This window comes from Pseudomonas agarici (assembly GCF_900109755.1).
Taxonomy (GTDB): Bacteria; Pseudomonadota; Gammaproteobacteria; order Pseudomonadales; family Pseudomonadaceae; genus Aquipseudomonas; species Aquipseudomonas agarici.
In genome coordinates, this window is sequence record NZ_FOAR01000008.1 from 127,467 (window position 1) to 151,985 (window position 24,519).

The following is a 24,519-nucleotide window of genomic DNA, read 5'->3' on the forward strand; positions in this document are numbered from 1 at the left end:
TCAGTTCTGTTTGGCCATTGCTTGACGCAGCAGGGCAGCCATGGTGGTGTCGGCTGCTTCACCTTCCGGAGCTGCTTTCAGGCTCTGGATGGCTTCTTTCTCGTCTTCAACGTCTTTCGACTTGATCGACAGTTGGATCACGCGGCTCTTGCGGTCAACGCTGATGATCTTGGCTTCTACTTCTTCGCCTTCTTTCAGGACGTTACGCGCGTCTTCAACGCGGTCACGGCTGATTTCGGAGGCTTTCAGCGTCGCTTCGATATCGTCGGCCAGAACGATGATGGCGCCTTTGGCGTCAACTTCCTTCACAGTGCCTTTAACGATGGCGCCTTTGTCGTTAACCGAGACGTACTCGGAGAACGGATCGCTTTCCAGTTGCTTGATGCCCAGGGAGATGCGCTCGCGCTCCGGGTCAACCGACAGGATAACGGTGTCCAGTTCGTCGCCCTTCTTGAAACGGCGCACGGCTTCTTCGCCCACTTCGTTCCAGGAGATATCGGACAGGTGAACCAGACCGTCGATGCCGCCGTCCAGGCCAATGAAGATACCGAAATCGGTGATCGACTTGATAGTACCGGAGATCTTGTCGCCCTTGTTGAACTGGCCAGAGAAGTCTTCCCATGGGTTCGACTTGCACTGCTTGATGCCCAGGGAGATACGACGACGCTCTTCGTCGATGTCCAGAACCATGACTTCCACTTCGTCGCCGACTTGTACGACTTTCGAAGGATGGATGTTCTTGTTGGTCCAGTCCATTTCCGAAACGTGTACCAGACCTTCAACGCCCTCTTCCAGCTCAGCGAAGCAGCCGTAGTCGGTCAGGTTGGTGACGCGCGCGGTCACACGAGTGCTTTCTGGGTAACGGGCTTTGATAGCAACCCATGGATCTTCGCCCAGTTGCTTCAGGCCCAGGGAAACACGATTGCGCTCGCGATCGTACTTCAGAACCTTGACATCGATCTCGTCGCCAACATTGACGATTTCCGATGGATGCTTGATGCGCTTCCAGGCCATGTCGGTGATGTGCAGCAGCCCATCGACGCCACCCAGATCGACGAATGCGCCGTAGTCGGTGAGGTTCTTGACGATACCCTTGACTTGCTGGCCTTCCTGCAGGGATTCCAACAGAGCTTCGCGCTCGGCGGAGTTCTCTGCTTCCAGGACGCTACGACGGGAAACAACAACGTTGTTGCGCTTCTGGTCGAGCTTGATAACTTTGAACTCGAGCTCTTTGCCTTCCAGGTGCGTGGTGTCGCGCACCGGACGGACGTCAACCAGAGAACCTGGCAAGAACGCACGGATGCCGTTAACGTCGACAGTGAAGCCGCCTTTAACCTTACCGTTGATAACGCCCTTGACCACTTCTTCGGCTGCGAAGGCTGCTTCCAGAACGATCCAGCATTCAGCGCGCTTGGCTTTTTCACGGGACAGCTTGGTTTCACCGAAGCCGTCTTCAACCGAATCCAGCGCCACGTGAACTTCATCACCGACGTTGATGTTCAGCTCGCCAGCATCGTTGTAGAACTGTTCCAGCGGGATCAGAGCTTCAGACTTCAGACCGGCGTGGACAGTGACCCAACGAGCTTGGTAATCGATATCAACGATAACACCGGTGATGATCGAACCAGCCTGAAGATTGAGGGTCTTCAAGCTCTCTTCAAAGAGTTCCGCAAAGCTTTCGCTCATTTTAATTCCTGTTGATAAGGGCGAAGAATACGCCCATCTGCCACACCCCAGACGGTGAGGGTTACGTTCATATGAAAGAAGCCGTGCAGGACTATGACTGGTCCCCTGCGCGCCTCTTGGTCACCCGGCAATATCGCGAATGGCGATTTCGCTCATGATGCGTTCCAGCACCTGCTCGATGGACAACTCCGTGGAATCCAGCTGTATGGCGTCAACCGCTGGCTTGAGCGGGGCTACCGCTCGCTGGGTGTCGCGCTCATCACGCACACGTATCTCATCTAGCAGACTCGACAGACTAACATCATCACCCTTGGCCTTCAACTGTAAGTACCGGCGGCGCGCTCGTTCCTCGACGCTGGCGGTGAGGAAGACCTTCAGCGGCGCATCAGGAAATACCACCGTCCCCATATCGCGACCATCGGCCACCAACCCCGGCGGCTCCTGGAACGCGCGCTGGCGTTGCAGCAGGGCGTCGCGCACCGCCGGCAGGGCCGCAACTTGGGAGGCGCCCGCACCGATCGATTCGTTGCGGATGTCCTGAGTGACATCGTCGCCTTCAAGAATGATGCGCTGCGGCTGGCCGTCGGTCGCACCGATGAACTGCACATCGAGGTGAGCAGCTAGCAGCTTGAGGGACTCTTCGTTGGTCAGGTCGACGCCGTGATTGCGAGCGGCGAAGGCCAGCAACCGATAGAGCGCACCGGAATCCAGCAGGCACCAACCCAGACGCTGGGCCAACAAACCGGCGATAGTCCCCTTGCCCGATCCGCTGGGTCCGTCGATGGCGATGACTGGAGCTTGAATATTCACGACTGAACCTCTTTGTGATCATCGTTGGCGTTCATTGTGTCCTTACGGGCCCTTCGGGCCAAGATTCTGCCGAAATGTTCGCGAGCGGCCTGGGCCCGCTCGAACACAGCCAGCAGTTGCTGTCCATCACTCGCATCAACGGCGTCGCGCAAAACATCCAGGTCGCCACGAAAGGTATCCAGTGCACGCAACACCGCCTCGCGGTTGGCCAGAAAGATGTCATGCCACATGACCGGATCGCTGCCGGCAATTCGCGTGAAATCACGGAATCCGCCCGCGGCATAGCGAAAAATCTCCAGGTTCTCATTGCGCTTGGCCAGGGAGTCCACCAGGCCGAAAGCCAACAGGTGCGGCAAATGACTGGTCGCCGCCAGTACTTCGTCGTGGCGCTCGACCGGCATATGTTCGACATCCGCGCCCAGGGCACGCCACAGCCGGTCGACCAGGGCCACCGCCGCCGGATCGGTTTCCTCCAGCGGGGTCAGGATCACCTTATGCCGGCGAAATAGCCTGCCGTTGGAGGCTTGCACCCCACTCTGTTCAGACCCGGCAATTGGATGCCCGGGCACAAACCGTGGCGGCATGGCGCCGAACGCTGAGCAGGCGGCACGCACTACGTTACCTTTGGCGCTGCCGACATCCGTCAGGATCGCCTGACCCAGGTCCATGCCCGCTAACAGGCCGAGCAGCTTCTCCATGGCCAGGATCGGCACCGCGAGCTGAATCACATCGGCGCCCCGGCAGGCGCTCAGCAGATCTTCCTCGCAGCGATCGACCACCCCCAACTCCACTGCCAGCTGGCGTGATTGCGGATCGAGATCGACACCGACCACTTCTCGACAAAGGCCGCTTTCCCGCAGCCCTTTGGCGAAGGAACCGCCAATCAGCCCCAGGCCGACCACCACCAGGCGACCGATCATAGGTGTCACCGATTGCATCGGCATGACATCAACCACGAGCCAGAACCTTGGCCAAAGCCTCAAGCAAGCGGCTGTTTTCACTGGCCAGGCCAATACTGATCCGCAGGTGCTGCGGCAGACCATAGCCGGCAATCGGACGCACGATCACGCCCTCGCGCAACAATCCTTGATACACCGGCCCCGCATCGCGACCGACATCGACGGCAATGAAGTTGGCCCGGGAGGCAATCCAGCTCAAACCCATCTGCCGGAAGCCGTCCTCCAGTTGCAGCATGCCTGCCTCGTTCAGCTCGCGACTGCGCGCCACGTACTCGGCGTCATCCAGCGCGGCACGGGCCGCCACCAGGGCGAGGCTGTTCACATTGAAGGGTTGGCGCACGCGATTGAGGATATCCGCCACCGCTGGCGACGACAGCCCGTAGCCGACCCGCAGCGCCGCCAGACCGTAGGCCTTGGAGAAGGTGCGGGAAACCAGCAGGTTCGGATAAGTCGACAGGTAGTTCAGGCCATTTGGCAGGCCTTCGCCCTGGGCATATTCGATATACGCCTCGTCCAGCACCACCAGCACATTGCCGGGCACCGCCGCGAGGAAAGCTTCCAACGCCTGCGGGCCGAACCAGGTACCGGTTGGATTGTTCGGGTTGGCGATAAACACCACACGGGTGTTCTCGTCTATCGCCGCCAGCATCGCCAGCGGGTCATGACCAAAATCCCTGGCGGGCGCCACGCGGGCATCGGCCCCCACGGCCTGGGTCACGATCGGATAGATCGCGAAGGCATGCTCGCTGAAGACCGCATTCAGGCCCGGTGCCAGGTAGGCACGGGCAACCAGTTCGAGAATATCGTTGGAACCGTTGCCCAGGGTCACCTGGTTGGCCTGTACGCCGCACAACTCGGACAAGCGCTGCTTCAGTTCGAAGCCGTTGCCGTCCGGGTAGCGGGTCAGTTCGGCCAACTCGTCGCGAATCGCCGCCAAGGCCCGGGGACTGGCGCCCAGCGGATTTTCATTGCTGGCCAGCTTGATGATGCGTGCCGGATCGATATCCAGCTCGCGCGCCAATTCGTCCACGGGCTTACCCGGAACGTAAGGCGAAAGTTGTTGCACGCCCGGCTGCGCCAGTGCGAGGAAGTCGCCACTCATGTTCAACGCCTTTATAGAACTGCTTTCGGGTAGGAACCCAGCACCTTGAGGGCCACCGCTTCCTGACTAATCTTCTCCAGCACACCCTTGACCAGCGGATCACGGTGGTGGCCGACGAAGTCGATAAAGAACACGTAGGTCCATTTACCGCTGCGCGACGGTCGGGTTTCGATTCGCGTCAGGTCAATTCCGTTGTCGTGGAACGGCACCAGCAGCTCATGGAGCGCCCCCGGTTTGTTGCTCATAGAAACAATGATCGAGGTTTTGTCGTCGCCGGTCGGCGGCACTTCCTGGCTACCAATCATCAGGAATCGCGTAGCGTTGTCCGGGCGGTCCTCGATTTTCTCGGCCAGACGGGTCAATCCATACAGGCTGGCCGCCATATCGCCGGCAATCGCCGCCGAATTCCATTCACCCTTGATCCGCTTGGCCGCCTCGGCGTTGCTCGGCACCGCCACGCGCTCGACATTCGGGTAGTGGGCGTCCAACCACTTGCGGCACTGGGCCAGTGACTGGGCATGGGAGTAGATGCGGCTGATGCTGTCGGTCTTGGTGTTTTCAGCCACCAGCAGATGATGGTGGATACGCAGCTCGACCTCGCCACAGATCACCATGTCGTGCTCGAGAAAACTGTCGAGGGTATGGTTGACCGCACCCTCGGTGGAGTTTTCCACCGGTACCACACCGAAGTTCACCGCACCGGCGGCGACTTCACGGAACACTTCATCGATGGCCGCCATCGGTTTGCTGATCACCGCATGACCGAAGTGCTTCATCGCCGCCGCCTGGGTAAAGGTCCCCTCTGGCCCCAGATAAGCCACTTTCAGCGGCTGTTCCAGCGCGAGGCAGGAGGACATGATCTCGCGGAACAGCCGCGCCATTTCCTCGTTGCCCAACGGTCCTTGGTTGCGCTCCATGACCCGCTTGAGCACCTGGGCCTCACGCTCTGGACGATAGAACACCGGCACTTCGCCTTCGGCCAGCGAAGCCATCTTTACCCGCGCGACTTCCTGGGCGCAGCGGGCGCGCTCGCTGATCAGTTCCAGGACCTTCTCGTCGAGGCTGTCGATGCGCAGGCGCAGTGCCTTGAGTTCTTGTTCAGACATTAGCCGTGTTCCTTCTCGAACTCCGCCATGTACGCCACCAAAGCGTTGACCGCACTGATGTCGACGGCGTTATAGAGGGAGGCACGCATACCGCCCACCGCACGGTGCCCCTTGAGGTTCAACAGCCGGCGATCCTCGGCACCGGCCAGGAACGCTTTGTCCAGGCGATCGTCAGCCAGACGGAACGACACGTTCATCCACGAACGGTCGGCCTTGTTGATCGGGTTGCTGTACAGGCCGCTGGCATCGATGAAGTCATACAAGGTGCGCTGCTTGACTTCATTGAGCTTGCCAATGGCGGCCACGCCACCCTGCTCCTTCAGCCATTCGAATACCAGCCCGGAGAGATACCAGGCCAGGGCTGGCGGGGTGTTGTACATGGAACCGTTGTCGGCTGCGACCTTGTAGTTAAGCATGGTCGGACAGATCGAACGTGCGCGCCCCAAGAGGTCCTCGCGAATGATGTTCACCACCAGTCCGCTCGGGCCGATGTTCTTCTGCGCGCCCGCGTAGATCATGCCGAAACGCGAGATATCCATAGGACGCGAGAGAATGTCCGAGGACATGTCGGCGACCAGCGGTACGTCGCCGGTTTGCGGAATCCAGCTGAATTCCAGGCCACCGATGGTTTCGTTCGATGCATAGTGGACGTAGGCGGCATCCTTGGACAGGTTCCATTCGTTCTGTCCCGGTATGGCGAAATAGTCATAGGGCTTGGCCGTAGCCGCCACATTGACAACGCCATAACGCGAGGCTTCTTCGATAGCTTTCTGCGACCAGATACCGGTATCGATATAATCGGCCTTGCCGTTTTCAGGCAGCAGGTTCAACGCCACCTGAGAAAACTGCTGGCTGGCGCCGCCTTGCAGGAACAGCACCTTGTAGTTCGAGGGGATATCCAGCAGGTCACGCAGGTCTTGCTCGGCCTTGGTGGCGATGGAGATGAATTCATCGCTGCGATGGCTCATTTCCATGACCGATAGTCCTTTGCCATGCCAGTCCAGCAATTCCGACTGGGCACGCAATAGGACAGCTTCAGGCAGCGCAGCAGGACCCGCGCAGAAGTTATAGGCTCGTTTGCTCACATCCACTCTCGCTTTGCTTGGAGATATACACGCCGCCCGACCTGTCCGGCGCCCCGCGGGAAAGAGTCGCCGACCCACAGGGTCGATGAATCTCGATACTTCTGACACGACAAAGCGGTCCGACAACGACCGCTCCGCGTTCGATCACAACCGTCACATCCAGATCGGTTGCCCTACAGTAGCTACAACGTCAGGCGCGAGCGCTTGATTAATCCTGCGGTTCAACTTCATCTACCGCCGCGTCCAGCGACGAGTCGTCGGCCATGCCATCGATCAACACTTCGCCCTCGAACTCGACGCCTTCTTCATTTTCCGGCTCCTCGCCTTCGACTTCCGACGGTTCCTGTACCCGCTCAAGCCCGACCAGTGTCTCGTCGTTGGCCAGCTTGATCAAGGTCACGCCCTGGGTGTTACGCCCCAGGCTGGAGACTTCATCGACACGGGTACGCACCAGGGTGCCCTGGTCGGAAATCAGCATGATCTCCTCACCTTCCTGCACCTGGATCGCCCCAATCAGTTGGCCGTTGCGATCCTTGGTGACCATGGCGATCACACCTTGGCCGCCACGTCCGCGTCGTGGGAACTTGCTCAACGGCGTGCGCTTACCAAAACCGCGTTCGGAAGCCGTCAGGATCTGCGCCCCCGATTCCGGGATCAGCATGGAAATCAACTGCTGCCCCTTACCGATGCGCATGCCACGAATACCGCGTGCACCACGACCCATCTCGCGAACCACGCTCTCAGCGAAACGAATCACCTTACCGGCATTGGAGAACAGCATGACTTCCTTGGCACCGTCAGTGATCGCGGCAGCAATCAGGGTGTCGCCTTCCTTCAGTTTCAAGGCGATCAAGCCACTGGAGCGTGGACGACTGAACTGTGCCAAGGGGGTTTTCTTGACCGTACCGAAGGCCGTGGCCATGAAGATGTAGGCACCGGTCGGCTCGGCCACCAACTCCGCCGTGTCGCCATCCACCTCTTCGGCTACCTCTCCCGCCTCATCGGCTTCGATCACCTCACCCTCGATCACCGCATCGTCGGCATCGTCCAGCTCATCATCGGCACCGGCGCTCTGCTGCAGGGCTTCCAGGTCGATCTGCAGCATGGTGGTGATGTACTCACCTTCGTCAAGCGGCAGCAGATTGACCAGCGGTCGGCCACGAGCGGCGCGAGAAGCCTCGGGAATCTCATAGGTCTTGAGCCAATACACCTTGCCTTTGCTGGAGAACAGCAGGAGCGTGGCATGGCTGTTGGCAACCAGCAGGTGGGCGATGTAATCCTCATCCTTGACGCCGGTCGCCGACTTGCCTTTGCCACCGCGACGCTGGGCTTGATAGGCCGACAACGGCTGGGTCTTGGCGTAGCCGCTGTGGGAAATGGTCACCACACGCTCTTCTTCGGGAATCATATCGCCCAGGGTCAGGTCGAGGCGCGCATCGAGGATTTCGGTGCGACGCGCATCGCCGTACTCGGCGCGAATGACCTCCAGTTCTTCGCGGATCACTTCCATCAGGCGCGTGGCACTGTTGAGGATGCGGATCAGTTCGCCGATCTGGTTGAGGATTTCCTGGTACTCGGCCAGCAACTTCTCGTGCTCCAGGCCGGTCAGGCGGTGCAAGCGCAGTTCCAGAATGGCTTGCGCCTGCTCCGGCGACAAGAAGTACTTGCCGTCACGCAGACCGTATTGCGGATCGAGGTTTTCCGGACGGCACGAATCTGCTCCCGCACGCTCGACCATGGTCATCACCGCACTGGACTCCCAAGGCGTGCTGATCAGCGCTTCCTTGGCTTCCGATGGGGTTGGCGAAGCCTTGATCAGGGCAATGACCGGATCGATGTTCGACAGCGCAACTGCTTGGCCTTCGAGAATATGCCCACGCTCGCGGGCCTTGCGCAGTTCGAACACGGTGCGTCGGGTCACCACTTCGCGACGGTGACGGACGAACGCTTCCAGCAGATCCTTGAGATTGAGGATCCGCGGGCGACCGTCGATCAGCGCAACGATGTTGATACCGAACACGCTCTGCAACTGGGTCTGGGCGTAGAGATTGTTGAGGATGACCTCAGGCACCTCGCCACGACGCAACTCGATCACTACGCGCATACCGTCCTTGTCGGACTCATCGCGCAGCTCGGTGATGCCTTCGAGTTTTTTCTCTTTGACCAGTTCGGCGATCTTCTCGATCAGACGAGCCTTGTTCAGTTGGTAGGGCAGTTCGGTGATGACGATCTGCTGGCGACCGCCGACCTTGTCGATATCCTCGACGGTCGAGCGGGCACGCATGTAGATACGTCCGCGACCGGTGCGATAGGCCTCGATGATCCCGGCACGACCGTTGATGATCGCGGCGGTCGGGAAGTCCGGCCCCGGAATGTACTGCATCAGTTCATCGACGGTCAGTTCGGGGTTGTCGATCAGCGCCAGACAACCGTCGATCACTTCGCCGAGGTTGTGCGGTGGAATGTTGGTCGCCATGCCCACCGCGATGCCGCTGGAACCGTTGACCAACAGGTTGGGGATACGGGTTGGCATGACCGCCGGGATTTGCTCGGTGCCGTCATAGTTGGGCACCCAGTCCACGGTTTCCTTGTGCAGGTCGGCCAGCAGCTCGTGCGCCAGCTTGGTCATGCGCACTTCGGTGTAACGCATGGCCGCGGCATTGTCGCCGTCGACCGAACCAAAGTTGCCCTGACCGTCGACCAGTAGATAACGCAGGGAGAATGGCTGCGCCATCCGAACAATGGTGTCGTACACCGCAGTATCGCCGTGAGGGTGATACTTACCGATCACGTCACCGACCACACGGGCAGATTTCTTGTAAGGCTTGTTCCAGTCGTTACCCAGCTCACTCATCGCAAACAGGACACGCCGGTGCACGGGCTTCAAGCCATCGCGCGCATCGGGCAATGCCCGCCCGACAATCACGCTCATCGCGTAGTCGAGGTAGGACTGTTTCAGCTCGTCTTCGATATTGACCGGGAGGATTTCTTTGGCCAGTTCGCCCATGAGAAGCCTGATTCCTTTTTCTGGTGAAACTTCGTCACATCACATAGGGGACGAACGAAGCTTGCCGTCGCCGACCTGATGCCTAGCAACGACTTACGACAAATCAACGAGTTATGCCATGGATCTGCGCAGTAAGGGCAGTCGGTTCGGACAGCCCTGGAAACCGCCGAATGTTATCACAATCGCCGCCACGCACCTATCCCCGGATACATAAGGAAGTAGACAGGCGACCAATGAAACCCTTCGAGAGCGCATTGAAAGGGGCTTAAAAGCAAAATGCCCGCATTTACCCCCCCTAAAAAACACTTAGCCTAGAAAAAGCTTAGTGCAGGCGTTTTCGACACATCAATTGAGCCATCTTCGCGGCATCCGGCCTTTGAACGGCCCCCTTTTCGGTCACGATGACATCGATCAGGTCAGCCGGCGTCACATCGAATACCGGATTGAACGCTTCGACCGACGCACCGAGCTGCCGCCCACCGATACTCAACAATTCGTCGCCATCGCGTTCTTCAAGCGCGATATCGTCGCCGCTGGCCAGGCCCATGTCGATGGTCGAACTCGCCGCCACCACCATGAACCGCACTCCGTGGTGCATGGCGCAAACGGCCAGTTGATAGGTGCCGATCTTGCTCGCCACGTCACCGTTCGCGCTAATCCGGTCGGCGCCGACGATGACCCAGGTCACTCCCTTGGTCTTCAAGATGTGGGCGGCGGTGGAATCCGCGTTCACGGTCACCGGAATGTTTTCATTGGCCAACTCCCAGGCAGTCAGGCGCGAACCTTGCAGCCAGGGCCGGGTTTCGTCGACATAGACCCGCTCGACCATGCCTTCGAGGAACGCACCGCGAATCACGCCCAGCGCAGTGCCGAAACCGCCGGTCGCCAAGGCTCCGGTATTGCAGTGAGTGAGAATCGCCTGGGCATGGCCCTGGTGCTTGCGAATCAGATCGACTCCCAATTGCGCCATGGTCAGGTTGGCTTCACGATCACTTTCATGGATAGCAATGGCCTCGGCTTCCAGCGCCGCCAGCGGATCGGCGATGTCACGGGCACGCGCCAGCCTTTCGCGCATCCGCCCGAGCGCCCAGGAAAGATTGATCGCGGTGGGTCGCGAAGCGACCAGCAGGGCAAAATCCTCTTCCAGCGCCGCCGCCCAACCCCGACCCTCGGCAAACCGCGCGCGCGCCGCCAGCACCAGTGCGTAGGCGGCAGCGATACCGATAAGCGGCGCACCACGCACGACCATCGAGCGAATCGCCTCGGCCACCTCCGCCGCGCTGTCACAGGCCAGCCAGCGTTCCTCGAACGGCAGGATGCGCTGGTCGAGCAGATACAAGGCCCCCTGGCGCCAATCGATGGCCCTGACCTTTTCCGCCGCCAACAACCGATCGCGCATAACTCACTCCGCATTGAAAAACAAAAGCCGCCGATTATAGCGAGCCCCCCACCAAGACGCTCGGGTATACTTCGCTGTCCTTTTATGTAAAGCCTGGAAGCCCTCCTCGATGCCGAACATCGCCGCGCCGCTCGACTTGCTGTTGTTGCCCACCTGGTTGGTGCCTGTCGAACCCGCCGGGGTGGTCCTCAAGGAGCACGGCCTGGGTATCCGCGATGGGCGTATCGTCTTTATCGGCCCCCGGTCCGAGGCCTTGAAACTCACCGCTGGCGAAGTTCGCGAGCTGCCGGGGGCGCTGCTCACGCCAGGCTTGGTAAATGCCCATGGTCACGCCGCCATGACGCTGTTTCGCGGCTTGGCCGACGACCTGCCGTTGATGACCTGGCTGGAACAACATATATGGCCCGCAGAGGGCAAATGGGTCGACGAAACGTTCGTCCGCGACGGCACCGACCTGGCCATTGCCGAACAGCTCAAGGGCGGTATCAGTTGTTTCTCGGACATGTACTTCTTCCCGAAAGTCGCCAGTGAATGTGTACATCGCAGCGGGATACGCGCCCAGATCGCCGTGCCGATCCTCGACTTCCCGATCCCTGGCGCGACCAGCAGCGACGAGTCCCTGCGCCAGGCCATCGAACTGTTCGGCGATCTCAAGCATCATCCCCGTATCAAGATAGCCCTCGGACCCCATGCACCCTATACCGTTGGCGACAATAATCTGGAAAAAATCCGCGTCATTGCCGAAGAACTCGACATCGCTATCCATATGCATGTGCATGAGACGGCCTTTGAGGTCCAGCAAGCGATGGACCAGAACGACGAACGGCCACTGGCCCGCCTGGCTCGCCTAGGCTTGCTGGGACCGCGTTTCCAGGCCGTGCACATGACTCAGATAAGCGATGAAGACCTGGCCTTGTTGGTAGAAAGCAACACCAGCGTGATCCACTGCCCGGAATCGAACCTTAAACTGGCCAGCGGTTTCTGCCCGGTGGAACGCCTGTGGCAGGCCGGCGTCAATGTGGCAATAGGCACCGATGGCGCGGCCAGCAACAATGACCTCGACCTGCTGGGAGAAACCCGTACCGCTGCCCTGCTGGCCAAGGCCGTTGCCGGCTCCGCCAGCGCCCTGGATGCCCATCGCGCCCTGCGCATGGCCACCCTCAACGGCGCGCGCGCGTTGGGCCAGGAGAGTGAAATCGGCACACTGGAAGTGGGCAAGGCTGCGGATATTGTCGCCTTCGACCTTTCGGGCCTGACCCAACAACCGGTCTATGATCCGGTTTCCACCCTGGTCTACGCCAGCGGTCGCGATTGCGTGCAACACCTGTGGGTGGGCGGCAAGCAACTGCTCGACGATCGGCGCCTGACCCGCTTGGATGAACAACGACTGAGCGCCACGGCCCAGGCCTGGGGTCGGCGTATCGGCGGGCATGTGCACTGATTTGATCATCCTGGGCCAGAAAAGCCCCGGACCACCCTGGTTTTCAAGTTTTTAGAGGATAGCCCCATGAGCAACGTCGACCACGCCGAAATCGCCAAATTCGAAGCCCTCGCCCATCGCTGGTGGGACCGTGAAAGCGAGTTCAAACCGCTGCACGACATCAACCCGCTGCGGGTCAACTGGATCGACGAGCGGGTCAAGCTCGCCGGCAAGAACGTCCTCGATGTCGGTTGCGGCGGCGGCATTCTCAGCGAAGCCATGGCCCAGCGCGGCGCTACGGTCATGGGCATCGACATGGGCGAAGCGCCCCTGGCCGTGGCCCAGTTGCATCAACTGGAATCGGGTGTCAGCGTCGAGTACCGGCAAATCACCGCCGAGGCCTTGGCCGAGGAAATGCCCGAACGGTTCGACGTGGTCACCTGCCTGGAAATGCTTGAGCACGTGCCCGACCCCTCGTCGGTGATTCGTGCCTGCTATCGCATGGTCAAGCCCGGTGGCCAGGTGTTCTTCTCCACCATCAACCGCAATCCGAAGGCCTATCTATTCGCCATCGTCGGCGCCGAATACATCATGGGCCTGCTGCCACGCGGCACTCATGATTTCAAGAAATTCATCCGCCCTTCCGAGCTGGGTGCCTGGAGTCGCGACGCCGGCCTGTCGGTCAAGGACATCATCGGCCTGACCTACAACCCATTGACCAAGCACTACAAGCTGGCCTCCGACGTGGCGGTGAACTACATGATCCAGACCCTGCGTGAGGAATGATCGATGCGTTTGAGAGCGGTTCTCTTCGACATGGACGGTACCCTGCTCGATACCGCCCCGGACTTTATCGCCATCTGCCAGACCATGCTGGCTGATCGCGGGCTGGCGCCGATTGCCGACAAGCTGATCCGTGACGAAATTTCCGGTGGCGCCCGCGCGATGGTCGCGGCGACCTTTATGATGGACCCCGAATCGCCGGGTTTCGAGGAGCTGCGCCAGGAGTTCCTGGGGCGTTACCTGAAGGCCTGTGCCGTCCACAGCAAGTTATTCGACGGCATGGATCAATTGCTCGCCGACATCGAGAAAGCCAATCTGCTCTGGGGCGTGGTCACCAACAAGCCCTTGCGCTTCGCCGAGCCGATCATGCGCCAACTCGGTCTGGCTGAGCGCTCGGCCCTGCTGATCTGCCCGGACCATGTGAAAAACAGCAAACCCGATCCGGAGCCGCTGATCCTGGCCTGCAAGATGCTCAACCTGGAACCTGCCAGCGTCCTGTTCGTCGGCGATGATCTGCGCGATATCGAATCGGGGCGCGCCGCCGGAACCCGGACCGCCGCCGTGCGCTACGGTTATATCCACCCGCACGACAACCCCGATCACTGGGGCGCCGATATCGTGGTGGATCATCCGTTGCAGCTACGCCGCCTTCTGGATAACGCACTGTGCAGTTGCTGAGCCACCCGGCTCATTCACAGTACCGTCTTACATTTGTTGAGGTTTAGCCATGTTTGATTATTCCGCTCGCCCCGAATTGCTCAAGGATCGGCTGATTCTGGTCACCGGTGCCGGTCGCGGCATCGGCGCAGCCGCTGCCAGGACCTATGCCGCCCACGGCGCCACTGTGCTGCTGCTGGGCAAGACCGAAGCCAATCTGACCCAGGTCTATGACCAAATCGAAGCTGCTGGCCATCCACAACCGGTGGTAATTCCGTTCAATCTGGAAACCGCCCTGCCGCACCAGTACGACGAGCTGGCGGCGATGATCGAAACCGAGTTCGGCCACCTCGACGGCCTGCTCCACAACGCCTCGATCATCGGTCCACGCACGCCGCTCGAGCAGCTCTCGGGCGAAAATTTCATGCGGGTCATGCAGGTCAACGTCAACGCTATGTTCATGCTGACCAGCACGCTGGTGCCACTGCTCAAGCTGTCCCAGGACGCCTCGGTGATTTTCACCTCCAGCAGTGTCGGCCGCAAAGGCCGTGCCTACTGGGGCGCCTATGGAGTGTCCAAATTCGCCACCGAGGGCCTGATGCAGACCTTGGCCGACGAACTCGAAACCGTCGCGCCGGTACGCGCCAACAGCATCAACCCCGGCGCCACCCGCACCAGCATGCGCGCCCAGGCCTATCCGGGAGAAAATCCAGAGAACAACCCGACGCCGGAAGAAATCATGCCGGTCTACCTGTACCTGATGGGCCCGGACAGCACCGGCATCAATGGCCAGGCCTTTAACGCCCAGTAACCCCCCACCTTAATGCGCCGTGGCGCAATACCGCCACGGCGAGCATCGCTGGCGACCAGCTGCTCAAGGTCGTCGCTGTCTCGATCAAGAGCTGTCTGCGTAATATCGACCGGTGTTTCGCTATGGCGAGGAAGTCGACATTATGCCTTCTACGACGCGCACAAAGCGCCTTGTCTGTCGCCAAGCGTAGAGGTTGCAACCCATTACTTAACCTTCAGCGAGTTCTAGCTGGCGCTCACGGACAAGCGAGGTCTTTTCCAACTGCATGCAACGCTCCAGGAACAGGTACATGTAGTCGTAGCTCTTACAGACAGCCTGGCGCAGTTCGACCTGGAGTGCCTTGCTCGGGTTCATGCCCGCCAGGGTACAGACGATCTCCAACGCCTCCCACGGATGAGCATCGTCATACTGGGCATGCATCTTCAGCCATTTCATCGCCCGCTTGCGATCCTCTTCAGGGAACGCCGCCGCATAGACGCCGGTGGAGCAGACCAGCGCCGACCACTCGCCAGTAGCCCCTTCGATCGCGTAGTTGGTCGCGGCGATGGCTACCACCAGCGAATCCGCGGAGCTGGTATGCCAGCACCAATGGCTCAACGCATGTAGCTCAGGGGCAACCTGTTGCGCCTGCAGCTCTTCAAGCGTGACACCATGGGCGCGGCTCCAGTGCACCCAGTAATCGGCATGGTTCAACTCCACGCGAATATTGCGCATCAGCCAACGGCGCGCCATATCCTCGCCAGGGTGGCGAGCAAAGCGTGTCTTGGTGAGATTCTGGGCCATGTACAGCGCAAACTGTTCTACTACCGGCCAGCCGCCAATCAGGTATTGACGCATGGTTTTCGCGCTCAACCTGTTGTCGCGCATCCGTTGGTAAAGTTCATGTTCGACAACCCGGCGCTTGCTCTCGCTACAATCCCGAATAAGCTGCTGTGCCCATGCGGGGTAGCTGGAGGCCTCCATAAGCGGGCCGGTTCTGCTGAATGTGTCGATCACTGTCGAGCTCCTTTTGAGTGGTGATTGTGCAGACCTGCGAAGGTTTCAGCGGAACGTGCCAGGCGCCCTGAACAACAACGGTCGAGGTCGCGCGGGACGACACAACAGCGTGTCGCACGTGAACAACTGCGGGCGTTCGATCACATAGCCCTGAGCATAATCGACACCGATCTCCAGCAATGCCTGCTCGATCTGCGGTGTTTCAACAAACTCTGCAATGGTTCGCTTCCCCATGACATGGCCGATGTGGTTGATCACTTCGACCATGGCGCGGTTAATCGGGTCGTCCAGCATATCCTTTACGAAACTTCCATCGATCTTCAGGAAGTCTACAGGCAAATGTTTAAGATAAGCGAATGAGGACATACCCGCGCAAAAGTCATCCAGGGAGAAGTGACAGCCTAATCCTTTGAGCTCATTGATAAAACGAATGGCGCTCCCGAGATTGGAAATAGCACTGGTTTCGGTGATTTCAAAACAGATCAACTGCGGCGGAATGCCGTGCAGGGCAAATTGCTCATAAAGAAAGCCCAAAAAGTTCTCGTCGCCGATGGTGGTGCCTGACAGATTGATCGCACACATCGCCATGGGCTCCTCACCCGCCAGAGCAATGCATTGGGCGACCACCTTGAATACGTTTCGCACCACCCAGCGGTCCAGTTGGCTCATCAATCCGTAGCGCTCGGCCGCCGGAATAAAGCTGTCGGGCAGGATCATCCGCCCCGCCTCATCATGTAATCTCAGCAGGATTTCTACGTGCCCCCCTGCGTGATCGGTCTGACCCAGCGCGGAAATTTCCTGCGAGTACAGGCAAAAACGATCCTCTTCCAAGGCCATGTGCAGACGCTGGACCCAGGCCATTTCACCGAAGCGCAAGGACAACTCCGAATCGTCCGCGTGATACACCTGAACCCGATTACGACCTTTTTCCTTGGCCATGTAGCACGCCATATCCGCTGCGCGCAGGGAGGACTCGAGCGTCGCGGGAGTCTGATGGATATGCACCAAACCAATACTGACCGTCGTGACAAAGGGTCGCCCTTTCCAGACAAAGTGCAGGTTCTGCACAGTCTGGCGTAATCCTTCCGCGATTTTTTCAGAAGCGTCTGAAGGGCAATTCTCCAGCAAAATTCCGAACTCATCACCGCCCAGACGCGCCAGCGTATCGCCTTCGCGCAAACCGGATTGCAACAATGCACAGATATGCCGGAGCAACTCATCACCGGCGGCATGCCCACAGGTGTCATTGACCAACTTGAACTGATCCAGGTCGAGGAACATCAAGGCGTGACGGGCCGGCTGGCGCCCCAGGTTATGCAGCGCCTGTTCCAGCCGGTATTCGAACTCGCGACGGTTGGCCAAGCCGGTCAAGGCATCATGGGTGGCCTGCCAGGACAGATTGGCAATGTATTGCCGCTCCTGAGTCATGTCATGCAATACCAGCACCGCACCACTGACTTTGCCGGCATTGCGGATCGGCGCGCCCACCAACGTCACCGACACGGTGCTGCCGTCCAGTCGCTGGATCAGCTTAGAGTGCTCGCTACCACCGCCCAATTGCCCGCCGAGAATATGCTCGATCAGCGTAAAGCCTTCCTCCTGGGCATTTTCGTCCAGCAGGGTAAATAGTGCCGACAGAGGCAGCCCATAAGCATGGCCGGCCTTCCAGTGGGTCAACTGCTCCGCCGCAGGGTTCATATAGGCAATGGCGCCCTCGACATCAGTGGTGATGACTCCGTCGCCGATGGACTCCAAGGTGATCTGCGCCCGCTCCTTTTCCAGTTGCAAGGCGTCGGCAAAGGCATGGCGCTGGGCCAGCAGCTTGTGCGTGCGTAGCAGGGCCAGGATGATCAGCCCCAAAGCTGTGGTGAGGTTGGTGATCAACAACAGTCGCAGGATGACTCGTGAGCCTTCGCCGAGGGCATCGCTGAAAGCCTTCGCACCCGGTGTCACACCATCGTTGATGGCGAATATCTGGCTTTTCCAGTGCTGGATATCGGAGGTAGTGGCCATTTTGCTGGAAATCGCCTGGTGCATCTGCTGGGCAACTTCATCTAACAGCACCAGATAACCATCACCCATCGTCCACTTTTCGATGGCCTGTTCGAGATAACTGAAATGGCGGAAATTGAGGTACAGCCAGATCAGGCTGGAGACGTCATCCGGGTGATTGCCGCCTTTCAGGATACCCCGACGCGCCGCCTTCAGATCCGGTGTCGGCGCATCCAGCGCAATACGCAGCTCATGACCGCCCTGAGGCACGGCAATCGCCTGCTGGTACTTGAGGAAAATGGCCTCGTCGCGGCTGTCGGCATACAGGTTGAGATAATAGATCGCGTCCTTCTGGCCCTTTGACCAAAGGCTTTCGCCAGCCACGTAGCCACGCACGGCTGAAAGCACATAGAGGCTGAGACACCCCAGCAATGCCTGAAACAGCACGACGGCGATAAAGGGCCAGACGATACCCAACAACCGAGGCGTTCCGAGAGTTTGCTTGCGCTTCATGAGTTCCCTTGCATCAGCACAGCCAGATGGACTGCCGAGAGAGATCCATTTCTGATAGCACAGACTAGGCTACTTTTCGGCATCTCGAATGGATCGTTGATCCACTCGAAATCACCAAAGCTGACGCACCGCTCCCACGCGAGAGGAAGAAAATGATTTCTTTCAATCAATTCAACCACTAAGCGCATGAAATTGAAAAAGCTCAAGACCCTCAAATTTTCTGCAAGTGCCCGTAAAGCTTAGCGTACAGACCATCCTCGGCAATCAGTTGCTGATGGTCGCCATCTTCGGCGATTCGTCCGCCATCGAACACCAGTATTCGATCGGCCTGTTTTACCGCCGACAGGCGATGGGCGATGATCAATGTAGTGCGGCCACGGAGAAACTGGCTCAGGGCCTGATGCAGATTGTACTCGGTGGCAGCATCCAGCGCCGAGGTCGCCTCGTCGAGAATGACCACCTTGGGTTCGGCCAATACCATCCGGGCAATTGCCAGGCGCTGCCGCTGACCACCGGACAAGCGCACACCGGAACGCCCGACAATGCTGTCCAGGCCCTGGGGCAAAACGCTGATCGTACTTTCGAGCTGGGCGATTTCCAGAGCTCGCCAGCAGGCTTGATCACTGCGGTCGCGGCCCATGGTGAGATTGGCGCGGACTGTGTCATTGAACAGCGCCGGGTGCTGCAATACCACGGCCACGTTCTCGCGCACAGTCTCCAGGCCGATCTCGGCCTGGGACAAGCCGCCAAAACGAATGCTCCCGGACTGCGGCGTATAGAGGCCGAGCAGCAATTGCACCAGGGTGCTCTTACCGCCCCCGCTGGCACCGACGATTGCGACCTTTTCACCGGGAGCGATGGACAGATCCAGTTGATCGAGAACCGGCTCCTGGCCATACGCAAAACTTAGCCCACGCACCTCTATCCCGACCGTTTCGCGTCCGACAAACGGATCGGCGCTACCGGGGTAGCGCGGCTCGTCGTCACGCGCCAGCAATTCGTTGATCCGCGTCAGCGCCCCTCCAGCCGCATAGTAGGCGTATTGCAGGTTGAGCAGTTGCTCCACCGGACCGATCATGAACCATAGATAGCTGAACACGGCGAGCATCTGGCCAATCGACAAGTCCGAAAACAACACGGTGAGCATGGCCGCGGCGCGAAAGATATCGATGCCGAACTGGAACAGCAGGCCGCTGGCCCGCCCCGATGCATCGCTTTTCCACTGAGAGGCCACGGCATAGTCACGCACTTCTCGAGCCCGCAGCCCGAGGCGCCCGAGGAAAAAGCCCTGGCGATTACCCGCGCGCACTTCCTGGATGGCATCGAGGGTTTCCGTCAGCGCCTGGGTAAACCGCGAGGTACTGTCGTTTTCCAGTTTTTTCAAGTGCTTGACGCGCTTGCCCAACTGCACGGTGAAGTAGATGACCAACGGGTTGAACAGCAGAATCAGCAGCGCCAACTTCCAGTGCATCCACAGCAGGATGCCGGAGGTGCCAACCAGCGTCAGCGTGGCCACCAGGAAGCGGCTCAGGGTCTCTCCGGCAAACTTGTCGAGGGTATCCAGGTCGGTGACCAGGTGAGTCGTTACCGTGCCACTGCCGAGGCTTTCATATTCGCCCAGGGAAATCCATTTCAGGCGTTCGATCAGGCGGATACGGATACGATAGACAATATCCTTGGCCAACCCGGCAAACAGTCGGGCCTGGAGGACATTGAACAGCAACGCGCCACAACGTAGGCACAGGGTTATCAGCAGCATCAGACCGATATAACCGACTGCACTCTGCAGGCCAGCAGGTAGCACGTGGTTCATCACCCGCAACGCCGCGTCGCCATGCTTGAGCAGCACCTCATCCACCAGCAACGGGAGCAACAGCGGGATCGGTACACTACACAAGGTCGCCATTACCGCGACGGCGTTGGCAACCCATAGGGATTTTTTATGCTGTAGCGCCAGGCGCCGGATCTGCGCCCAGCTCAGGCGATCTGAAGGTTGTTGCGCAGGTTCGGGATCAGGCACAGGCCGCGCGCTCCAGCCAACGGCCGAGCAGCGGTGACAACTCGCAAAGGGGCTGGTAGCCGTTGGTCAACAGCGCCAGCTGGCCATTGCGCTCGGCCAGCAGCGTCGGGAAACCGGCAATGCCGAGATCCTGGACCCAGCTAAAATCAGCCGCCGTGGCCGCATGCTGCTCGGACTTGTCGAAGGCCTCGGCGAACTCGATACGCGGCACGCCGGCCGCTTCGGCCAGTTCCACCAGCACGCTGGCTTGGGTGACATCCCGTCCTTCCACGTAGAAAGCCCGCTGGATCAATCCGACCAGACGCCAAGCGCGATCCGCCGCCAGGCTGCGCGCGGTGATCACCGCCCGACACGCAGGCTCAGTGTCATAGACAAAACCATCGGGCAAGGCGCCTTCGAACCGAAAAGGCTGCCCGGTGACTTCGGTGACCGTCTGCCAGTGCTCAAGGATATAACGCCGGGTGCTCGGCTCCAGGGGCGCGCCACTACCGGTGCGCAAGCCGCCCATCACCAGGTGCAGCTCAACCCCGGCAGCTCGCGCCTGCTCGACCAGGGCCTCGGCCACCGGGGCAAACCCCCAGCACCAGGAGCACATTGGATCCATCACGTAGAGCAGGCGCGCGGACATGATTCAGACCTCGGAAGGTTGGCGATAGTTGTAACCGATCGGGTGAGGTTGGTTGCGCGCTTTTGCCAGCTCGATCTGCTTCTGCCGATCGATGGCACTGCGGCGGGTCTTCTCGCTCAGTGTGTCCCAGCAACGCGGACAACTGATGCCGGCCACATAATGTTCCGACGCACGGTCTTCGACGCTCACCGGGGTACGACAGGCGTGGCACTGATCATAGTCGCCTTCGCTCAGGTCATGACGAACGGTCACACGGTTATCGAACACAAAGCAGTCGCCGCGCCAGCGACTTTCTTCCTCAGGCACTTCTTCGAGGTACTTCAGGATCCCGCCCTTGAGGTGGTAGACCTCGTCGAAGCCCTGGCCGAGCATATAGCTCGAAGCCTTCTCGCAACGGATGCCGCCGGTGCAGAACATGGCGATTTTCTTGTGTCTGGCCGGATCGAAGTGGGCTCTGACGTAGTCGGGAAACTCGCGAAAACTGGTGGTTTTCGGGTCGATGGCGCCTTCGAAGGTGCCGATCGAAACCTCGTAATCGTTGCGGGTATCGATCAGCAGCACTTGTGGATCGGCAATCAAGGCGTTCCAGTCCCGAGGATCGACATAGGTGCCCACCTGCTTGTTGGGGTCCACGCCTTCGACGCCCAGGGTAACGATTTCCTTCTTCAGCTTGACCTTGGTTCGATAGAACGGCTGATCGTCGCAATAGGATTCTTTGTGGTCGATATCCACCATGCGCGGATCGTTCTTCAGCCAGGCCATTAGCCCGTCGATGCCTTCGCGGCTACCGGACACGGTGCCGTTGATGCCTTCCTCGGCGATCAGCAAAGTGCCCTTGATGCCGTTATCGACCATCGCCTGCAACAATGGCTCGCGCAACGCGACGTAATCTTCGAGGGTGACGAACTTGTACAATGCCGCCACGACGATAGGTTGGGTCATGGGTATTTCTCTCCAGGTGGCTGCCCTCGCAAAGGGCGAACCGGACGCAAAAAAACGCGCCGACTAAGCGGCGCGTGGCAAATTCTAGCAAAAAACAGACTCGCAATGCTCATTGACAACCCATCAACCGCGCTTGCTTGCCTGCTTTGGCCTGATCCGGCCTTGCGCGCTAGTGGCCGCCAGCACAGGTCGGCGAAGCCGGCGCCGCACCGATTTTCACCCATTCTTCAGGGGTATAGGTATGCAAGGCCAACGCATGGAACTGCCCCATCAAGTCGCCCAGCGTGGCGTAGACCTGCTGGTGGCGCTTGACGCTGTTCAACCCGGCAAACTGCTCGCAGACCAGCACCGCCTTGAAATGGGTCTGCAGCCCACGGCTGTGCATATGGCTTTCATCCAGCACCTGTAGGTGCTCGGGGTGCAAGGCGGCCAAGGCGGTTTCGATACGTTGTTGCATGGTCATTACAGACTCCGCTTACTTCTTCTTCGCTGGGGCCGGTGCCTTGGCCGGAGCCAGCTCATTGGTCATGTCTTCCAGCAGCTTGTTGACCACCGGCACCGCGCTTTCCAGCTTGGCCTGGGTCATTTGCGCCGATTGCTGGGTCAGTTGCGGCATTTTTTCCAGAACCTTCTTGCCCAGCGGCGACTGATAGAACGCTACCAGATCCTTGAGTTCGGACTCGCTGAAGTTACTGGTGTAGAGCTTGACCATGTCAGGCTTAAGCTTGTTCCAACCAATGGCCTGATCCAGGGCGGCGTTGGCTTTGGCCTGGTAGGTATCGAGCAGCGGCTTTTTCGAGTCCGGCGCCTGGGTCTGGGCAAAGCGTTGGGCGAACATTTGCTGCACTTGCTGGTAGACCGGGGTGCCGAGCTTATCGGCATGGGCCAGCGTCAGGAAAGCTTCGGCACTGGCGTTGTGGCTGGCGGTATCGGCGAAAACCTGGCCGCTGGCGCATACCAGAGCAACCGCGGTACAGAGGGCACGAAGGCGAGTCATCGAGTTTCCTTTAAGTAACAGGCGAGGTCAAAACCCCAAGAGCGACATTCTGCACCTAATAAAGTGTGTCACTCAACCCCGACACCGATTGTCACAGCCACCCATCGAGCCAATGATGGTAAAACCTGTGAAAGGAACCTACCTGGCCCATCAGGGCCTAAACTGCGCTATCAGACCTTAAGGAGTGTACCCAATGAGCCGTATCGAAACCGACAGCCTTGGCCAGGTGAATGTCCCGGAAGATGCCTACTGGGGTGCCCAAACCCAACGTTCACTGATCAATTTCGCCATTGGCGAGGAAAAGATGCCGCTGGCGGTGATGCATGCCTTGGCCCTGATCAAGAAAGCCGCGGCTCGGGTCAACGACCGCAACGGCGACCTGCCCGCCGACGTCGCCCGGCTGATCGAACAGGCCGCCGACGAAGTGCTGGCCGGCGAACATGACACACAGTTCCCCCTCGCAGTCTGGCAGACCGGCAGCGGTACCCAAAGCAATATGAACGCGAACGAAGTCATCGCCGGACGCGCCAACGAGTTGGCCGGCAACACCCGCGGCGGCAAATCGCCCGTACACCCGAACGATCATGTCAATCGTTCGCAAAGCTCCAACGACTGCTTCCCCACCGCCATGCACATCGCTGCGATCCAGGCCGTGCATCAGCAATTGCTGCCGGCCATTGCCGAGCTGTCGGGTGGCCTGGCCGAGCTGGCCGCCCGTCATATGAAGCTGGTCAAGACCGGGCGCACCCACATGATGGATGCCACGCCGATCACTTTTGGCCAGGAGGTCTCGGCTTACATCGCGCAACTCGACTATGCCGAGCGGGCCATTCGCGCCACCCTGCCCGCCGTGTGCGAGCTGGCCCAGGGCGGGACGGCGGTCGGGACCGGGCTCAACGCTCCCCAGGGGTTTTCCGAGGCAATCGCCGCCGAGTTGGCGGCCCTGGCCGGCTTGCCATTTGTCAGCGCGCCGAACAAGTTCGCTGCCCTGGCCGGCCATGAACCCTTGACCAGCCTGTCCGGCGCCCTGAAGACCCTGGCCGTGGCCCTGATGAAGATCGCCAACGACTTGCGCCTGCTGGGTTCAGGTCCTCGCGCCGGCCTCGCCGAAATCAGGTTGCCGGCCAATGAGCCAGGCAGTTCGATCATGCCCGGCAAGGTCAATCCGACCCAGTGTGAAGCACTGTCGATGCTGGCCTGCCAGGTCATGGGCAACGATGTGACCATCGGCTTTGCCGCCAGCCAGGGCCACCTGCAGTTGAACGTGTACAAACCGGTGATCATTCACAACCTGCTGCAATCGATCCGCCTGCTGGCAGATGGCTGCCGCAACTTCCAGGCGCATTGCATCGCCGGGCTGGAGCCGGACCCGCTGCAGATGGCCGCGCACCTGGAACGTGGATTGATGCTGGTCACCGCCCTGAACCCGCACATCGGCTACGACAAGGCAGCACAAATTGCCAAGAAAGCCTACGGAGAGAACCTCACCCTGCGCGAAGCGGCGCTGGAGCTGGGCTACCTCAGCGATGAAGAGTTCGACGCTTGGGTACGCCCGGAAAACATGCTGGAATCGGGCAAGAACGGCTGACCCTCCTTGGGTCACCAG

19 protein-coding genes and 1 pseudogene are annotated in these 24,519 nt (G+C 59.7%); 5 read left to right on the top strand and 15 right to left on the bottom strand.

Annotation, left to right across the window (positions count from 1 at the left end):
* The 8 genes and pseudogenes from rpsA to mtnA all read right to left on the bottom strand — a co-directional run bounded on the left by rpsA (position 1) and on the right by mtnA (position 11,154).
* On the bottom strand, positions 1-1,686 hold the full coding sequence (rpsA, locus tag BMX68_RS09970) for a 30S ribosomal protein S1 (protein ID WP_017129659.1): 1,686 nt from the start codon (positions 1,684-1,686) through the stop codon (positions 1-3).
* Between the two features lie 120 nt (positions 1,687-1,806).
* Positions 1,807-2,496 carry a (d)CMP kinase gene (gene cmk, locus BMX68_RS09975; protein WP_017131503.1) on the bottom strand — a complete coding sequence of 230 codons (690 nt, stop codon included), beginning with the start codon at positions 2,494-2,496 and terminating at the stop codon, positions 1,807-1,809.
* Positions 2,497-2,516: 20 nt separating this feature from the next.
* A pseudogene (locus BMX68_RS09980) lies at positions 2,517-3,416 on the bottom strand (prephenate dehydrogenase/arogenate dehydrogenase family protein); the annotation flags it as partial.
* 28 nt (positions 3,417-3,444) lie between these two features.
* Complete coding sequence (hisC, locus tag BMX68_RS09985; RefSeq protein WP_017131505.1) at positions 3,445-4,557, bottom strand: histidinol-phosphate transaminase; 1,113 nt, start codon at positions 4,555-4,557, stop codon at positions 3,445-3,447.
* Positions 4,558-4,568: 11 nt separating this feature from the next.
* A complete protein-coding gene (gene pheA / locus BMX68_RS09990) occupies positions 4,569-5,663 on the bottom strand; it encodes a prephenate dehydratase (RefSeq protein WP_017131506.1) in 1,095 nt (364 codons plus the stop codon).
* Positions 5,663-6,748 carry a 3-phosphoserine/phosphohydroxythreonine transaminase gene (serC, locus tag BMX68_RS09995; RefSeq protein ID WP_026013119.1) on the bottom strand — a complete coding sequence of 362 codons (1,086 nt, stop codon included), beginning with the start codon at positions 6,746-6,748 and terminating at the stop codon, positions 5,663-5,665. The genes pheA and serC overlap by 1 nt, the downstream gene beginning before the upstream one ends.
* Positions 6,749-6,956: 208 nt before the next feature.
* Positions 6,957-9,755, bottom strand: a complete 2,799-nt coding sequence (gyrA, locus tag BMX68_RS10000) for a DNA gyrase subunit A (RefSeq protein WP_017131508.1) — start codon at positions 9,753-9,755, stop codon at positions 6,957-6,959.
* 322 nt (positions 9,756-10,077) lie between these two features.
* Positions 10,078-11,154 (bottom strand): S-methyl-5-thioribose-1-phosphate isomerase, encoded by a 1,077-nt coding sequence (gene mtnA, locus BMX68_RS10005; RefSeq protein ID WP_017131509.1) that lies wholly within the window; start codon positions 11,152-11,154, stop codon positions 10,078-10,080.
* Positions 11,155-11,263: 109 nt separating this feature from the next.
* On the opposite strand from mtnA, the gene BMX68_RS10010 reads away from it, so the two are divergent.
* The 4 genes from BMX68_RS10010 to BMX68_RS10025 all read left to right on the top strand — a co-directional run bounded on the left by BMX68_RS10010 (position 11,264) and on the right by BMX68_RS10025 (position 14,825).
* Positions 11,264-12,595: a TRZ/ATZ family hydrolase gene (locus BMX68_RS10010; protein ID WP_017131510.1), complete on the top strand. Its 1,332-nt coding sequence runs from the start codon at positions 11,264-11,266 to the stop codon at positions 12,593-12,595.
* 66 nt (positions 12,596-12,661) lie between these two features.
* A complete protein-coding gene (gene ubiG, locus BMX68_RS10015; protein WP_017131511.1) occupies positions 12,662-13,360 on the top strand; it encodes a bifunctional 2-polyprenyl-6-hydroxyphenol methylase/3-demethylubiquinol 3-O-methyltransferase UbiG in 699 nt (232 codons plus the stop codon).
* 3 nt (positions 13,361-13,363) lie between these two features.
* A complete protein-coding gene (gene mupP / locus BMX68_RS10020; protein WP_017131512.1) occupies positions 13,364-14,035 on the top strand; it encodes an N-acetylmuramic acid 6-phosphate phosphatase MupP in 672 nt (223 codons plus the stop codon).
* A 49-nt stretch (positions 14,036-14,084) separates the two neighbouring features.
* Positions 14,085-14,825: a YciK family oxidoreductase gene (locus BMX68_RS10025; RefSeq protein ID WP_017131513.1), complete on the top strand. Its 741-nt coding sequence runs from the start codon at positions 14,085-14,087 to the stop codon at positions 14,823-14,825.
* 207 nt (positions 14,826-15,032) lie between these two features.
* On the opposite strand, the gene BMX68_RS10030 is transcribed toward BMX68_RS10025, so the two are convergent.
* The 7 genes from BMX68_RS10030 to BMX68_RS10060 form a co-directional block, all read right to left on the bottom strand.
* On the bottom strand, positions 15,033-15,788 hold the full coding sequence (locus BMX68_RS10030; RefSeq protein WP_218165943.1) for an iron-containing redox enzyme family protein: 756 nt from the start codon (positions 15,786-15,788) through the stop codon (positions 15,033-15,035).
* Between the two features lie 78 nt (positions 15,789-15,866).
* The gene (locus BMX68_RS10035; RefSeq protein ID WP_017131515.1) at positions 15,867-18,326 is read right to left on the bottom strand and encodes an EAL domain-containing protein; all 2,460 of its coding nucleotides are present in this window, start codon (positions 18,324-18,326) and stop codon (positions 15,867-15,869) included.
* Positions 18,327-18,537: 211 nt separating this feature from the next.
* Positions 18,538-20,346 carry an ABC transporter ATP-binding protein gene (locus BMX68_RS10040; RefSeq protein WP_017131516.1) on the bottom strand — a complete coding sequence of 603 codons (1,809 nt, stop codon included), beginning with the start codon at positions 20,344-20,346 and terminating at the stop codon, positions 18,538-18,540.
* Complete coding sequence (locus tag BMX68_RS10045) at positions 20,339-20,941, bottom strand: DsbA family protein (RefSeq protein WP_167375451.1); 603 nt, start codon at positions 20,939-20,941, stop codon at positions 20,339-20,341. Before BMX68_RS10045 ends, BMX68_RS10040 begins: the two co-directional genes overlap by 8 nt.
* A gap of 36 nt (positions 20,942-20,977) precedes the next feature.
* Entirely contained in the window at positions 20,978-21,916 is a 939-nt protein-coding gene (gene trhO, locus BMX68_RS10050) for an oxygen-dependent tRNA uridine(34) hydroxylase TrhO (protein WP_017131518.1), read from the bottom strand.
* A gap of 169 nt (positions 21,917-22,085) precedes the next feature.
* The gene (locus tag BMX68_RS10055; RefSeq protein WP_017131519.1) at positions 22,086-22,379 is read right to left on the bottom strand and encodes a BolA family protein; all 294 of its coding nucleotides are present in this window, start codon (positions 22,377-22,379) and stop codon (positions 22,086-22,088) included.
* 12 nt (positions 22,380-22,391) lie between these two features.
* Positions 22,392-22,913 (bottom strand): DUF2059 domain-containing protein, encoded by a 522-nt coding sequence (locus BMX68_RS10060; RefSeq protein ID WP_017131520.1) that lies wholly within the window; start codon positions 22,911-22,913, stop codon positions 22,392-22,394.
* A gap of 193 nt (positions 22,914-23,106) precedes the next feature.
* On the opposite strand from BMX68_RS10060, the gene BMX68_RS10065 reads away from it, so the two are divergent.
* On the top strand, positions 23,107-24,501 hold the full coding sequence (locus BMX68_RS10065) for a class II fumarate hydratase (protein ID WP_017131521.1): 1,395 nt from the start codon (positions 23,107-23,109) through the stop codon (positions 24,499-24,501).
* Positions 24,502-24,519: the final 18 nt, after the last annotated feature.

Excerpts from the sequence above, each read along its gene's own strand:
- rpsA (WP_017129659.1), bottom strand. The coding sequence starts at position 1,686 with ATGAGCGAAAGCTTTGCGGAACTCTTTGAAGAGAGCTTGAAGACCCTC.
- hisC (WP_017131505.1), bottom strand. The coding sequence starts at position 4,557 with ATGAGTGGCGACTTCCTCGCACTGGCGCAGCCGGGCGTGCAACAACTT.
- pheA (WP_017131506.1), bottom strand. The coding sequence starts at position 5,663 with ATGTCTGAACAAGAACTCAAGGCACTGCGCCTGCGCATCGACAGCCTC.
- gyrA (WP_017131508.1), bottom strand. The coding sequence starts at position 9,755 with ATGGGCGAACTGGCCAAAGAAATCCTCCCGGTCAATATCGAAGACGAG.
- mtnA (WP_017131509.1), bottom strand. The coding sequence starts at position 11,154 with ATGCGCGATCGGTTGTTGGCGGCGGAAAAGGTCAGGGCCATCGATTGG.
- BMX68_RS10010 (WP_017131510.1), top strand. The coding sequence starts at position 11,264 with ATGCCGAACATCGCCGCGCCGCTCGACTTGCTGTTGTTGCCCACCTGG.
- ubiG (WP_017131511.1), top strand. The coding sequence starts at position 12,662 with ATGAGCAACGTCGACCACGCCGAAATCGCCAAATTCGAAGCCCTCGCC.
- mupP (WP_017131512.1), top strand. The coding sequence starts at position 13,364 with ATGCGTTTGAGAGCGGTTCTCTTCGACATGGACGGTACCCTGCTCGAT.
- BMX68_RS10025 (WP_017131513.1), top strand. The coding sequence starts at position 14,085 with ATGTTTGATTATTCCGCTCGCCCCGAATTGCTCAAGGATCGGCTGATT.
- BMX68_RS10030 (WP_218165943.1), bottom strand. The coding sequence starts at position 15,788 with ATGGAGGCCTCCAGCTACCCCGCATGGGCACAGCAGCTTATTCGGGAT.
- BMX68_RS10035 (WP_017131515.1), bottom strand. The coding sequence starts at position 18,326 with ATGAAGCGCAAGCAAACTCTCGGAACGCCTCGGTTGTTGGGTATCGTC.
- BMX68_RS10045 (WP_167375451.1), bottom strand. The coding sequence starts at position 20,941 with ATGTGCTCCTGGTGCTGGGGGTTTGCCCCGGTGGCCGAGGCCCTGGTC.
- trhO (WP_017131518.1), bottom strand. The coding sequence starts at position 21,916 with ATGACCCAACCTATCGTCGTGGCGGCATTGTACAAGTTCGTCACCCTC.
- BMX68_RS10055 (WP_017131519.1), bottom strand. The coding sequence starts at position 22,379 with ATGACCATGCAACAACGTATCGAAACCGCCTTGGCCGCCTTGCACCCC.
- BMX68_RS10060 (WP_017131520.1), bottom strand. The coding sequence starts at position 22,913 with ATGACTCGCCTTCGTGCCCTCTGTACCGCGGTTGCTCTGGTATGCGCC.
- BMX68_RS10065 (WP_017131521.1), top strand. The coding sequence starts at position 23,107 with ATGAGCCGTATCGAAACCGACAGCCTTGGCCAGGTGAATGTCCCGGAA.